A 13,322-nucleotide genomic window follows, 5' to 3' on the forward strand; every position below is an offset into this window, starting at 1 on the left:
TCACCCCACCCGCAGTTGGTGTGCGTGCTGTGAGCGTTTGGCTTCCGCCGTCGCCGCCAGATCCAGATCGCGGCCCTGCAGCAGCATCACCTGCGCCGCCACGTCGCCAACCTGGGCGCGGTGGCCGCCGATAAGGCGAGCGAAGATGTTGTAGATCACTACCGCCGGGATTGCGGCAACCAGGCCCAGCGCGGTCGCCAGCAGCGCCTCCGCGATGCCGGGAGCCACGACGGCCAGGTTGGTGGTCTGCGAGTGGGCGATGCCGATAAAGCTGTTCATGATGCCCCAGACGGTGCCGAACAGGCCGACGAACGGCGAGATGGCGCCGATGGTGGCCAGGAAACCGTTGCCGCGGCCCATGTTGCGGCTGTAGGCCGCCACGCGGCGCTCGAGGCGGAAACCGGTACGTTCCTTGATGCCGTTGTTGTCGTTGGATCCCGCCGACAGCTCCAGCTCGTTTTGCGCGTCGTTCAGCAACACCGCGCTAATGCTCTCTTCGGAGAAGTTCTGCGCCAGTTCGGACGCCTCATCCAGCGAACGCGCGTCGGCCAGCGCCAGCTGTTCGCGGCGCAGACGGCGCCTGGCGCGGAACAGCTCGCTGCCTTTGGCGAACAGGATGGTCCAGGTAACGATAGACGCCAGCACCAGGCCAATCATCACCGCTTTCACCACGATGTCGGCGTGTTGGTACATGCCCCAGACGGACAGGTCCATGCCACGGGTTTCCGGCGGCTGGATAGTCGGCGCCGGATTCAACGGAGTCACGCTCTCTGGCGCCGCAACGGCAGGCGCGGAGCCTGGAGCAACGCTTTCGGTAACGGCGGGGGCGGTCGCCGGCGCAGCCTGTGCGCTACCCGCCAGCCCAACCACCAATACCATCGAAGCCATCAGGCCGCGGCCGAAAGCCTTGCCCCATTGCGCCCGGCCCTGGCCGAACGATCCTTGATTTAAATTCTTGCCAGCCGTTTTCACGCTGTGCCTCCACCCGTTACCGATCAAAATTAAGGAATAATTCAGCGTGCGATCATATCAAACCAATCAGGGATTGATAGTAGTTCTCATTATTATTTACCAAATAATCGGCAAAATTTCGCCATCCTGGCCTTCACCTCCCTCCAATCGGTGTACTTGGCGTCTGTTCGGCCCTATAGGCACCTTTTATAGGGCTATTTCGTTACTTTTCTCCCACAGGGGCATAACAATAAGCCCGCTTCCCGGCATTTTATCTATGTCCGGCGCGGTTACCGATAAACTCACTTGTTTATCGGCATGCGGCAGTAGGATGGCGTGCGCCAAGCGTCTGGGGCAGAAGATTATAGCCGTTTCCGCATCTGGATGTTAAAACGTCTGGATGGCTATAATGAGTCGTGGTAACGTAAGGACCATCGCAAACGGGCAGTGCAGAGCAACCAAAGGTGAGCCAGGCAACATGACGTCAAAACATATCGAAACCACGCTGATCGGCGCCGGCCGCGGCAAACGCTACACCCAAGGCTCCGTTAACCCCGTTACCCAGCGCGCTTCCTCGCTGGTGTTTGAATCCGTCGCCGCCAAAAAGCACGCCACCGCCAAACGCGCTCACGGCGAGCTGTTCTATGGCCGCCGCGGCACCCTGACCCATTTCGCCCTGCAGGACGCGATGGTGGAACTGGAAGGCGGCGCCGGCTGCGTGCTCTACCCCTGCGGCGCGGCGGCGGTGGCCAACGCCATTCTGTCGTTCGTCGGCGCCGGCGACCACCTGCTGGTAACCGGCTCGGTCTACGAACCCACCCAGGATTTCTGCACGCATATTCTCGGCCGCATGAACGTCGCCACTACCTATTTCGATCCGCTGATCGGCGCCGGCATCGCTGACCTGATCCAACCGAATACCCGCGTAGTATTTCTTGAATCCCCCGGCTCCATCACCATGGAAATCCAGGACATTCCCGCCATGGTGCGGGCCATCCGCGCCGTGGCGCCGGAGGTGGTTATCATGATCGACAACACCTGGGCGGCGGGGGTGCTGTTCAAGGCGCTGGACTTCGACATCGACATTTCCATCCAGGCCGGCACCAAATACATTATCGGCCACTCCGATTACATGCTCGGCACCGCCGTCGCCAACGCGCGCTGCTGGGACCAACTGCGCGAATACTCCTACCTGATGGGCCAGATGGTCGATGCGGATACCGCCTATATGGCGAGCCGCGGCCTGCGCACGCTGGGCGTGCGGCTGAAGCAGCACGAGCGCGGCAGCATCGAAGTCGCCAGCTGGCTGGCCGGCCGGCCGGAGGTCGCCAGGGTCAATCACCCGGCGCTGCCCGGCTGTAAAGGCCACGAGTTCTACCGCCGCGATTTCAGCGGCTGCAACGGCCTGTTCTCCTTCGTGCTGAAAGAACGCCTGAACGACGCGCAGCTGGCCGACTACCTCGACAACTTCCGCCACTTCAGCATGGCCTACTCCTGGGGCGGCTTTGAGTCGCTGATCCTGGCCAATCAGCCGGAAGAACTCGAGGCTATCCGCCCGGCGGGCGGCGTCGACTTCACCGGCACGCTGGTGCGCCTGCATATCGGCCTGGAAAACGTCGACGATCTGATCGCCGATCTGGCGGCCGGTTTCGAACGCATCGCCAGTGCGCGCTGACTCGCAGTGCGGCAATTTTCTTCGTCTCGTTTAATGTCGGCTTAAGCTATTAGCGGTACACTAACCGGATAGATACGGTAACCGCCGCATCCTGGAGAACGTGACCCCGGGCGCAACCGGCATGCAACAGGACATAAAATGGATGTATTACGAGAGATAGTTCACGCGCTTTGGCACCAGGACTTTGTCGCCCTTGCCGACCCGAGCGTGATTTGGGTGGTTTACGCGGTGCTTTTCACCACCCTGTTTTTAGAAAACGGATTACTGCCAGCTTCCTTCCTGCCCGGCGACAGCCTGTTGCTGCTTTCCGGTGCCCTGATCGCCAAAGGCGTGATGGGTTTTGTCCCCACCCTGTTCATTCTGACCCTCGCCGCGGGCCTCGGCTGCTGGCTGAGCTACCTGCAGGGCCGCTGGCTGGGCCATACCGGCCTGGTGAAGGGCTGGCTGCTGCAGTTGCCCGCCCAGTACCACCAGCGGGCGCACAACCTGTTCAACCGCCACGGGCTGATGGCGCTGGTGATCGGCCGCTTTCTCGGCTTTGTCCGCACCCTGCTGCCGACCATGGCGGGTATCTCCGGCCTGAACAGCGCGCGCTTTCAACTGTTCAACTGGCTGAGCGCGGTAGTGTGGGTCAGCGCGCTGGTTGGCCTGGGCTATGCCTTCAGCCAGATCCCTCTGGTGAAACGCTATGAAAGCCAGGTGATGACCGGGTTGATGCTCTTACCGCTACTGCTGCTGTTTATCGGCCTGTTGGGCGCCATGCTGGTTATCTGGCGTAAAAAGCGCGCCGCCTCTTCCTGAGGGCCGGTTCCCTACAACGCCTTCTCGACCAGCGCCAGGCTGGGGGGCAACTTGCTCACCAGCCTGTCCACCGCCAGCCGCACCTTCAGCGGCAGGTGAGGCGTCTGCGGCCACAGCGCATGCACCTCAAAAGACGCGCCGGGACGATCGCGCAGCAACCGCACCAGTTCCCCTTTCAGCAATTGCTCGCGCACCAGCCAGCACGGTAGCCAGGTGATACCGAAACCCGCCGTGGCGGCGTCGGCTATCGCCTGCAGATCGTCCATCTGCAGCCGCCGGCTCGGCATCACCTCCCGCAGCGTGCCATCGGGCTCAAGGAGCTGCCAGCTGCGCACCACACCGGCGCGCGAGTAGGTTACCGCCGCGTGCTGCGCCAGCTGTTCGATACTGTAAGGCTCGCCGCAGCGCTGCAAATAATCCGGCGCGGCGCACAGCGTCATGCGGTGGTCGCCGATACGCCGCGCCACCAGATCGCCGCTGTCGGCCAGGGCGCCGTTGCGGACGACCAGATCGAAACCATCCTCAATCAAATCCACAACGCGATCGTTGAACGACAGATCCAGCTCCAGCCCCGGATGTTCGCGCATCAACTCGGTCAGCAGCGGCGCGATGCACATGCGGCCAAACAACACCGGCATCGATACCCGCAAGCGCCCGCTCACCTGCCGCTTGCCCGATTCCAGCAGCGTCTCTGCGGTGCGGATCTCCTCCAGCGCCCGCAAACAGCGTTCGTAAAACAGCGCGCCGTCGTCGGTCAGGCTTTGGCTGCGGGTAGTGCGGTGAAACAGCCGCACGCCCAGCCGCTGCTCCAACCGGGCTACGGTTTTTCCCACTGCCGAGCGAGAAAGGTGCAGCCGGCTAGCCGCCAGCGCAAAGCTGCCCGCCTCCACCGCGGTGACGAACACCGTAATGCCGTTCAACCGGTCAGTCATGTTTTGTCGCCCTGAGAGAAACAATGAAAGGAAATCTTATCGCCACTGGCGATCTGCTATCAACGATAATATCAGCAGGTCTGTTTATCGCTGAATTTGGAGCCAATCATGAGTGAAACCATGCAACGCTGGACCATGAGCGCCCTGGGGCGTCAACATCTGCAGCTGACCGAAAGCGCCATTCCGCAGCCGGGGCCGCACGAGATCAGAGTGAAAGTGAAGGCGGTATCGCTGAACTACCGCGACAAGATGGTGATAGAAACCGGCATGGGGCTGACGCTGCCGCAGCCTTTTATCCCGGCTTCCGACATGGCCGGCGAGGTGGACGCCATCGGCCCCGGCGTCAGCCGCTTCCAGCCCGGGGAACGGGTCATTTCCACCTTCAGCCCCGGTTGGATCGACGGCCGACAAAAACCGCACGGCGATGCGCGCACGCCGCCCTACCGCACCCTTGGCGGTTTTTATCAGGGCATGCTGGCGGAATACGTCGTGCTGCATGAAGACTGGCTGGCGGCGGCGCCGCAGTCGCTGGACGACGTGCAGGCCAGCACCCTGCCGTGCGCCGGGCTGACCGCCTGGTTCGCGCTGGTGGAACAGGGCCGGCTGAGCGCCGGCGACTCGGTGCTGGTGCAGGGCACCGGCGGCGTGGCGCTGTTCGCGCTGCAGATCGCCAAAGCGCAAGGCGCCGAGGTATACGTCACCTCCGGCAGCGAAGAAAAACTGGCGCGCGCCAGGGCGCTGGGCGCCGATCACGGCATCAATCGCCAGCAGGGCGACTGGGTAGAGGAAATTTATGCGCTTACGCAGGATCGCGGGATTGACCACGTGGTGGATACCGTCGGCGGCCCTAACCTCGGCAACTCGCTGCGCGCCGTGGCGGTGGGGGGACGCATCTCGGTGATCGGCGCGCTGGAAGGTTTCGAGGTTTCGGCCCCCGTCGTCCCGCTGCTGCTGAAATCGCCGGTGATCCAGGGGATCGGCGTCGGCCACCGCCGCGCGCTGGAAGATCTGGTACGCGCGGTGGACGTCAACCGGCTGCAGCCGGTCATCGATCACGTTTACCGTTTCGACCAGCTGCAGCAGGCGCTCGATCACCTCGATCGCGGGGCATTCGGCAAGATTGTCCTGACCCCCTGAGGGATTAGCCCTCCAGCAACAGCGGGTTGGTCTCGCGCAGCCGGGCAATCTCGTCGCTGGGCGTCACGCCGAAGAAACGTTTGAATTCGCGGCTGAACTGCGACGCGCTCTCGTAGCCGACGCGGATCGCCGCTGTGCTGGCCTTGAGCCCGTCATGCACCATCAGCAGCCGCGCTTTGTGCAGGCGATAGGATTTCACGTACTGCAGCGGCGAGGTGTTGGTCACCGCCTTGAAGTTATGATGGAACGCCGACACGCTCATGTTGACCTCGTTGGCCAGCTGTTCGACGTTGAGGCTGTCGGCATATTGGTTCTCTATCCGCCGCAGCGCCTTGGCTATCTGGCTGAAGTGGGTGTGGCGGTTCACCAACTCCTGCAACGATGCGCCACAGCTGCCGCGCAGCACGTGATACAGCATTTCACGGACGATCTGCGGCCCCAGCACCCGCGCATCCAGCGGCTTGGCCATCACGTCCAGCAGGCGTTCGGTGGCGCACATCAGCTCCTCCGACAGTTCGGCCAGGTTCACCCCGCTGCTTTCCGCCCGCGGTTTCATCAGATAATCGTCATCGCCGATGTCGATCAGCAGATCCTGCAGCATCTGGGTATCGATATTCACCGCCAACCCTACCAGCGGCTGTTCCGGGCTGGCGAAGGTTTCGCATTCAAACGGCAGCGGCACCGTCATCAGCAGGTAATGGCGCGGATCGTACTGAAAAACCCGATCGCCGCAGTAACCGACCTTATGGCCCTGGAAAATGATCACGATCCCCGGTTCATACATCACCGGCTGCCGTTGGCTGTGATGGTCAACGTACAGGATCTTCACCCGCGGCACCGGCGAAGGGGTATAGCCGTTGCCGCCGGCAAAGCGCATCGCCTGGCGCGCCAGGCGGCGGCGCGGTTCATCGATTTCAATCACGGAAACACCCTCTTACAGTCAGAACGATTCGGCATAAATAATAATTCAAACACATCAATTTCTACAGCAGCCTGTAGGAATAGGCAAGACATCGACAGGAATGAGCATTGTGCGGCTGGCCTAAGTTACTGACAATACACCCCAGTTATTTTTTGCGCCCAGGGCGCCAGCCTGACACCGAGAGAGAAACCGCTCATGCAAAACTTTATTCTGCATACCCCAACCAAAATCCTGTTCGGCAAGGATCAGATCGCCGAAGTGGCCAAACAGATCCCGGCGGACGCGCGCATTCTGATCACCTACGGCGGCGGCAGCGTGAAGAAAAACGGCGTGCTGGACCAGGTGTACAGCGCGCTGGCCGGGCGCAACGTGCAGGAATTCTCCGGCATCGAGCCGAACCCGACTTACGAAACGCTGATGAAGGCGGTCGACGTAGTGCGCGCGGAAAACATTGATTTTCTGCTGGCGGTCGGCGGTGGCTCAGTGGTGGACGGCACCAAGTTTATCGCCGCCGCAGCGCGCTACACCGCAGACAGCGATGCCTGGCATATCCTGAAAACCGTCGGCAGCCAGATAGCCGACGCGGTGCCGATGGGCTGCGTGCTGACGCTGCCGGCCACCGGTTCCGAATCCAACAGCGGCGCGGTGATCACCCGCAAGAGCAGCGGCGACAAGCAGCACTTCTTCTCCCCGCACGTGCAGCCGCTGTTTGCGGTGCTGGATCCGGTGGTGACCTACTCGCTGCCGCCGCGCCAGATAGCCAACGGCGTCGTCGACGCCTTTGTCCATACCCTTGAGCAGTACCTGACCTACCCGGTCGACGCCAAAGTGCAGGACCGCTTTGCCGAAGGCCTGCTGCTGACCCTGCTGGAAGACGGCCCGCGCGCGCTGGCCGAGCCGGAAAACTACGGGGTGCGCGCCAACGTGATGTGGAGCGCCACCATGGCGCTGAACGGCCTGATCGGCGCCGGCGTGCCGCAGGACTGGGCGACCCACATGCTGGGCCACGAACTGACCGCCATGCACGATCTGGATCATGCGCAGACGCTGGCTATCGTGCTGCCGGCCCTGCTGCATGAGAAAAAAGCGCAGAAGCGTGAAAAACTGCTGCAGTACGCCGAGCGCGTCTGGGGCCTGCGCGACGGCAGCGAAGATGACCGCATCGACGGCGCCATCGCCGCCACCCGCGCGTTCTTCGAGCAGATGGGCGTGCCGACCCGCATGGCCGACTATCAGCTCGACGGCGGCAGCATTCCGGCGCTGATCGACAAGCTGCATCAGCACGGCATGACCGCGCTGGGCGAGCACCAGGACATCACGCTGGACGTGAGCCGACGCATATATGAAGCGGCGCGTTAATCGCAAACCGCCAGTTTCCTGCTAGGCTATAGTTTCTGCTTACCCTTTCTGCCTCCTGCGCCCGGCCGATCACCGGGCGCAGTTAAGCGCTTCATCTGCGCTGCCGATCGAACCGAAAAATGTCATTGGGTTAAACAAGTCACGGGGGCTCGGCGACCAGGCTCTCCCTCGCGACCGCTGAAATCGGGTGGGCAAACTCGGCAACCGCGCCGTTTGCCAACTAGAATTTACCTATAGCCGTTCCGATGCGCGCAAGCATCGGCAATCAGTTCACAAGGAGATGCGCATGACAACGCAACAACCCATCATCAAACTCCACGATGGTAATCTGATGCCGCAGTTGGGTCTCGGCGTTTGGCAGGCGAGTATTGAAGAGACCACCAACGCGGTGACCAAAGCGCTGGAAGTGGGGTATCGCTCCATCGACACCGCCGCGATCTACAAGAACGAGGCAGGGGTCGGCGCCGCGCTGCAATCTACCGCGATCCCGCGCGACGAACTGTTCATCACCACCAAGCTGTGGAACGACGACCAGGGCGACCCGCAGGCCGCGCTGGAAGCCAGCCTGGAAAAGCTCAAACTGGACTATGTCGATCTGTACCTGATCCACTGGCCGAAGCCGCAGCAGGACCAGTATGTCGATGCCTGGCGCGGGTTGATCAAACTGCGCGAGCAGGGGCTGGCCAAGAGCATCGGGGTGTGTAATTTCCATACGCCGCACCTGCAGCGCTTGCTGGATGAAACCAGCGTCGCGCCGGTCATCAACCAAATAGAGCTGCACCCGCTGCTGCAACAGCGCCAGCTGCGGGCCTGGAACGCCACCCACCACATCGCCACCGAATCCTGGAGCCCCTTGGCGCAGGGCGGCGAAGGGGTCTTCGATCAGGAAGTGATCAAGAAACTGGCTGAAAAATACGAGAAAACCCCGGCGCAAATCGTGGTGCGCTGGCACCTGGACAGCGGGCTGATCGTGATCCCGAAGTCGGTCACGCCGTCGCGCATCCGTGAAAACTTCGAGGTGTTTGATTTCAAACTGGATAAGGACGAACTGAGCGAGATTGCCCAGCTGGATATCGGCAACCGCCTGGGGCCGGACCCAGACTCCCTGTAATGCCGCGCGCCCTCTCCCGCCGGGAGAGGGCCATTTCATTCTTCGCTACAGACGCTCGCCGTTGCTGGCGATCACCCGCTGATACCAGCCGAAGCTCTGCTTTTTCCTGCGCGCCAGGTTATTGGCGTGATCGACATACACAAAGCCGTATTGCTTCTGATAGCCGTTAAGCCAGGAAAGCAGATCGATAAACGACCAGGGATAATAACCGCGCACGTCGGCGCCCTGCTCGATCGCCGCGCCGATCGCCTGAATATGATCGCGCAGATAGTCGATGCGCGGTTGATCGCGCACCTCCCCCTCGACGATCGGATCCTTGGCGCCCAGCCCGTTCTCGGTGATGTAAATGGGGATATTGCCGTAGCGTTTGACGATACGGCCAATGGCGTCGGTCAGCCCCTGCGGATAAATCTCCCAATCCCAGTCGGTGTAAACGCCGTTCGGGTTGCGCACCAGTTTGAACAGCCCCTTGAAGCCCAGCTCCCGCCCGCTGCCCTTCTGGCCGCTGGTGTTGATGGCGTAACCCTCTACGTCCTCGTTATGCGCCACCATCTCGCGCTTGTAGTAGTTCAGGCCGATAAAATCGACGATATTGTCCTTCAGCAACGCCTCATCCCCCGGCGCAAACTGCGGCACGCCGAACGCCTGCTGCGCCATCGCCAGCAATTCCGCCGGGTATTCGCCCTTCAGCACCGGATCGTACAACCAATGGGTGAAGATCCCCTCGGCTATCTCGCAGGCGCGGCGATCCTGCGGTGAATCGCTGATCGGATCGTGCGGCTGCATCACGTTAACGAAGCCGATCTGTCCGTTGATCCCCAGTTCGCGGAAGCTTTTCACCGCGCGGGCGTTGGCCAGAAACACGTGATGGCAGGCCTGAATGCCCTTTTTCGGATCCTTCAGGCTGGGCGGGTGCGCGCCGGTAACGTAGCCCATGCCGATAAACACCACGGTTTCATTGAAGGTCGACCAGAGATCGACCCGATCGCCGAAGCGCCGGTAGCACAGGCGGGCATACTCGTCGAAGGCCTCGACTATCTCACGCGACTCCCAGCCGCCGAACGCCTCCTGCAGCGCCTGCGGCAGATCCCAATGATAAAGCGTGATCATCGGCCTGATGTTGTGCTTCAGCAGTTCGTCGATCAGGTTGCTGTAGAAGGCGATCCCGGCTTCGTTCACCTGCCCGCGCCCCTGCGGCAATATTCGCGGCCAGGAGATCGAGAAGCGATAAGTCTGCATGCCCAGCTCCGCCATCAGCGCCACGTCTTCTTTGAAGCGATGATAGTGATCGACCGCCACGTCGCCGTTGGTGCCCTGATAGGTGGTGCCGGGCAGGTGCGAGAACAGGTCCCAGTTGGACGCCCCCTTGCCGTCGGCCTCGAAGCCGCCCTCAACCTGATAAGCCGCGGTCGCCGCTCCCCAGAGGAAATCTTTTGGAAATACGCTCATTGGCTCTGCACCCCATTTTGCTCCAGTAATCGATAAATTCGCACCAGCTCCTCCACCAGATCGCGCGCCAGCATGGCGTTCATGATGTGGTCCTGCGCGTGCACCATAATCAGGTTGACCGGCAGCTTGCCTTCGCCTTCGTCAAAGCCAATCAGTTCCGTCTGGGTGGCGTGTGCGCGCTTCGACGCCAGCTGCGACTCCGCCAGCAGGATATCCACCTGATCCCACTGATATTTTCGTGCCGCATACAGCGCCTGCATGGCGCAGCTGCGCGCCTCGCCGGCGTTGATGATCAGCTCCATTACCGCCGATTCCATATCCATCATTCGGTGACTCCTTCGGTTTGTTCAACCTCGCCCGTTTCGGCCATTTCCTGCTCCAGCAGCTGCCGCTCGTAAACCTTGAAGAACGGGTAGTAGATCAGCGCCGATACCGCCGCCAACAGCAGCACCAGGATCGCCGCGCGAAAGTCCCAGCCGGTGGCCCAGGCGGCGCCGATCGGCGCCGGTGCGGTCCAGGGCACCACCGAGATCACCTTGCCGATCAGATCCAGCTTCACCGCCGCATAGGCGATGATCGAATTGACGAGCGGCGCGGTGATAAAGGGAATGAAGAAGGTTGGGTTCATCACGATCGGCGTGCCGAAAATCACCGGTTCATTGATGTTGAAGCAGCTGGGCACCAGGCTCAGCTTGCCTATCGAACGCAGGTGCGCCGAGCGGCTGCGCAGGTACAGCAACACCAGCCCAAAGGTGGCACCGGAGCCGCCGATGACGATAAAGAAGGTCCAGAACGCCTCCATAAAGATGTGCGGCAGCGTTTGCCCGGCGGCCAGCGCATCCTGGTTGATGCCCAGATTGGTGAGCCAGAACGCCTGCAGCATGCCGGAGACGATTACCGCCCCGTGGATGCCGGCAAACCACAGCAAATGGCCGATCAATACCGCCAGCAGGATCGCCGGCAGTGAATCGGCGGCGGCGATCAGCGGCTGGAACAGCGCCATGATCGCCTGCGGCAACAACAGCCCAAACTGCTGCTGCACCAGCAGGCTGAGCGGATACAGGGTGATCACCACCGTCAGGATCGGGATCAGCAGATCGAACGACTGTTTGATCTTGGCCGGCACCTGTTCCGGCAGCGAGATCCCGATATTGCGCACCTTGAGGAAACGGATCAGTTCGGTGGTGTAGACGGCCACCAAAATGGCGGTGAAGATCCCCACTCCGCCAAGCGCGGCGGTCGGCAGCACTTTTTCGCTCTGCGGTGCGGCGACCAGCAGAAACGACATCAGCGCCAGCATCGCCGCCATAAAGGGATCGAGCTTATAACTCTGCGCCAGGTTATAAGCGATGGCGGCGGTAATATAAATCGACATAATCCCCATGGTCATATTAAACGGGGTAAGAATGGCGACCTGGTGTTTTTCCGCAGCGCCCAGCCACCATTGGGCTATTCTCCAGCCGCTGTCGGCGGAAAAAGGCGGATAGGCGAAGACCAGTAAAAATGAACCGACAATCATAAACGGCATGGCGGAAATAAAACCGTCGCGGATCGCCATAATATGCCGTTGGGCGGATAACCGGCCGGCGATCGGGCTGATGCGATTTTCAATAAAGCTGAATGCGGCCTGGCTGATACTCATGGTTCAACCCCCGGGACGTTCTGAGTAAACGGGTGCTAAGCAGTTCGCCCTGGCCTGCAGCCAGGCGCGGCGGCTGCGAAAGGGATTAATGCCGGGCGATCATCGCCAGAGCTTCGGCGAGAATTTTATCGCCGCGCATCATGCCGTAATCCATACTGTTAATAACCGCGATCGGTTTATTTTCCCGGTCGGCGATGGCTTTAAAGTCCGCCAGTTTATATTTAATCTGTGGCCCCAGCAGGCAGCATTGGTAATTCGCCAGCGTGGTTTCAAATTCTTCGATGCCAACGGCGATAATATCCACCTCAATTCCCTGCTGTTCGGCAGACTTTTTCATTTTATTCACCACCATGCTGGTCGACATGCCGGCGGCGCAGCAAAGAAATATCTTTTTCATCCGATCTCCTGTGGCTAATAGCTGCAAACGATTCAGTTGAGAAATGAGTATGGTGGCAAAAATGAAAAAACAGCAACCGGTTTCAGTAACCGGTTACAGAGTTTGAATAGGTTCTGTGAGGAAGATCCAGAATCGTTATTGGCGGCGAATTCATTCTGCGAACAGGGCCGACACCTCTGCTTTTTTTACTAAAGACCTTTGCGCCCGCTGCCGCTATGATGATGGCATTCAAGAGCCTAACGCCGGTTAACCCAGACCAAAATATACGCACGGAGCACGATGAAATTCTCCCTATCACAATGGCCGCGCCTCGGCATACTTTGCGCCATGCTGGTGCTGGCCGGGTGCGCCGGCAAGAAGCAGCGCGTCAGCTACGATCGCCATGCCTACGACAGCGCCATCCAGGACGCCGCGGATGAATACGACGTTGACGCCAAGCTCATCACCGCGATGATCAACGTGGAATCCGGTTTTAACCCGGCAGCGGTGAGCAAATCCAACGCTATAGGTTTAATGCAGCTGAAAGCCGATACCGCCGGCTGCGATGCCTATCGCTACAAAGGGAAACGCGGCTGCCCGGACGATGACGACCTGCTGGATCCTGACACCAATATCGATCTCGGCGCCGCCTATCTGGCCGTATTGCAAAAACAGCAGCTTAAGGGGATCGACAATCCCGTCACTCTGCGTTACGCCACCATCATCGCCTACGTAAACGGCACCGGCGCGCTGCTGCGGACCTTCTCCAGCAACCGCCAGCAGGCCATCGCGATGATTAACAATCTGTCGCCGGAAGCCTTTAACTGGCATGTGCGCAAATATCACCCCGCCCCGCAGGCGCCGCGCCATTTAATGAAAGTAGAAACGGCCTACGAGCGATTGTGACTCGCAAAGTAAAAAGGAGAACCCTGGGGTTCTCCTTTTGCTTTAAGCGCGCCGCATAGCC

At 60.6% G+C, this 13,322-nt stretch carries 13 protein-coding genes; 6 read left to right on the top strand and 7 right to left on the bottom strand.

Features of this window, described 5'->3' with window-relative positions; genetic code table 11:
* Window positions 1-972 (bottom strand): tol-pal system-associated acyl-CoA thioesterase, encoded by a 972-nt coding sequence (exbB, locus tag KHA73_RS20500; RefSeq protein WP_234586336.1) that lies wholly within the window; start codon window positions 970-972, stop codon window positions 1-3.
* A 457-nt stretch (window positions 973-1,429) separates the two neighbouring features.
* On the opposite strand from exbB, the gene metC reads away from it, so the two are divergent.
* Both metC and KHA73_RS20510 read left to right on the top strand, forming a co-directional pair.
* Window positions 1,430-2,626, top strand: coding sequence for a cystathionine beta-lyase (gene metC / locus KHA73_RS20505; protein WP_234586337.1), 1,197 nt, complete (start codon window positions 1,430-1,432; stop codon window positions 2,624-2,626).
* 138 nt (window positions 2,627-2,764) lie between these two features.
* Window positions 2,765-3,427: a DedA family protein gene (locus tag KHA73_RS20510; protein WP_234586338.1), complete on the top strand. Its 663-nt coding sequence runs from the start codon at window positions 2,765-2,767 to the stop codon at window positions 3,425-3,427.
* 11 nt (window positions 3,428-3,438) lie between these two features.
* On the opposite strand, the gene KHA73_RS20515 is transcribed toward KHA73_RS20510, so the two are convergent.
* Window positions 3,439-4,359 (bottom strand): LysR family transcriptional regulator, encoded by a 921-nt coding sequence (locus tag KHA73_RS20515; RefSeq protein ID WP_234586339.1) that lies wholly within the window; start codon window positions 4,357-4,359, stop codon window positions 3,439-3,441.
* 108 nt (window positions 4,360-4,467) lie between these two features.
* Between KHA73_RS20515 and KHA73_RS20520 the strand changes: the two genes are divergently transcribed.
* Window positions 4,468-5,496, top strand: a complete 1,029-nt coding sequence (locus tag KHA73_RS20520) for a zinc-dependent alcohol dehydrogenase family protein (protein ID WP_234586341.1) — start codon at window positions 4,468-4,470, stop codon at window positions 5,494-5,496.
* 4 nt (window positions 5,497-5,500) lie between these two features.
* Here the strand turns inward: KHA73_RS20520 and KHA73_RS20525 are convergent, their stop codons facing one another.
* A complete protein-coding gene (locus KHA73_RS20525) occupies window positions 5,501-6,373 on the bottom strand; it encodes an AraC family transcriptional regulator (RefSeq protein WP_234591342.1) in 873 nt (290 codons plus the stop codon).
* Window positions 6,374-6,613: 240 nt separating this feature from the next.
* Between KHA73_RS20525 and yqhD the strand changes: the two genes are divergently transcribed.
* Together yqhD and dkgA are read left to right on the top strand one after the other, a co-directional pair.
* On the top strand, window positions 6,614-7,777 hold the full coding sequence (gene yqhD / locus KHA73_RS20530) for an alcohol dehydrogenase (RefSeq protein ID WP_234586342.1): 1,164 nt from the start codon (window positions 6,614-6,616) through the stop codon (window positions 7,775-7,777).
* A gap of 286 nt (window positions 7,778-8,063) precedes the next feature.
* Window positions 8,064-8,888: a 2,5-didehydrogluconate reductase DkgA gene (dkgA, locus tag KHA73_RS20535; protein ID WP_234586344.1), complete on the top strand. Its 825-nt coding sequence runs from the start codon at window positions 8,064-8,066 to the stop codon at window positions 8,886-8,888.
* Between the two features lie 45 nt (window positions 8,889-8,933).
* Here the strand turns inward: dkgA and KHA73_RS20540 are convergent, their stop codons facing one another.
* The 4 genes from KHA73_RS20540 to KHA73_RS20555 all read right to left on the bottom strand — a co-directional run bounded on the left by KHA73_RS20540 (window position 8,934) and on the right by KHA73_RS20555 (window position 12,376).
* Entirely contained in the window at window positions 8,934-10,337 is a 1,404-nt protein-coding gene (locus KHA73_RS20540) for a GH1 family beta-glucosidase (RefSeq protein ID WP_234586345.1), read from the bottom strand.
* Window positions 10,334-10,663 (bottom strand): PTS lactose/cellobiose transporter subunit IIA, encoded by a 330-nt coding sequence (locus KHA73_RS20545; RefSeq protein ID WP_234586347.1) that lies wholly within the window; start codon window positions 10,661-10,663, stop codon window positions 10,334-10,336. Before KHA73_RS20545 ends, KHA73_RS20540 begins: the two co-directional genes overlap by 4 nt.
* Window positions 10,660-11,979 carry a PTS sugar transporter subunit IIC gene (locus KHA73_RS20550; protein ID WP_234586348.1) on the bottom strand — a complete coding sequence of 440 codons (1,320 nt, stop codon included), beginning with the start codon at window positions 11,977-11,979 and terminating at the stop codon, window positions 10,660-10,662. The genes KHA73_RS20545 and KHA73_RS20550 overlap by 4 nt, the downstream gene beginning before the upstream one ends.
* Before the next feature lie 85 nt (window positions 11,980-12,064).
* On the bottom strand, window positions 12,065-12,376 hold the full coding sequence (locus tag KHA73_RS20555; RefSeq protein ID WP_234586350.1) for a PTS sugar transporter subunit IIB: 312 nt from the start codon (window positions 12,374-12,376) through the stop codon (window positions 12,065-12,067).
* Window positions 12,377-12,655: 279 nt separating this feature from the next.
* Here KHA73_RS20555 and KHA73_RS20560 point away from each other — a divergent pair, with 279 nt between their 5' ends.
* On the top strand, window positions 12,656-13,261 hold the full coding sequence (locus KHA73_RS20560) for a transglycosylase SLT domain-containing protein (RefSeq protein WP_234586351.1): 606 nt from the start codon (window positions 12,656-12,658) through the stop codon (window positions 13,259-13,261).
* The last annotated feature ends 61 nt before the right edge of the window (window positions 13,262-13,322 follow it).

The organism is Serratia entomophila, assembly GCF_021462285.1.
In the GTDB taxonomy this organism is placed as follows: Bacteria; Pseudomonadota; Gammaproteobacteria; order Enterobacterales; family Enterobacteriaceae; genus Serratia; species Serratia entomophila.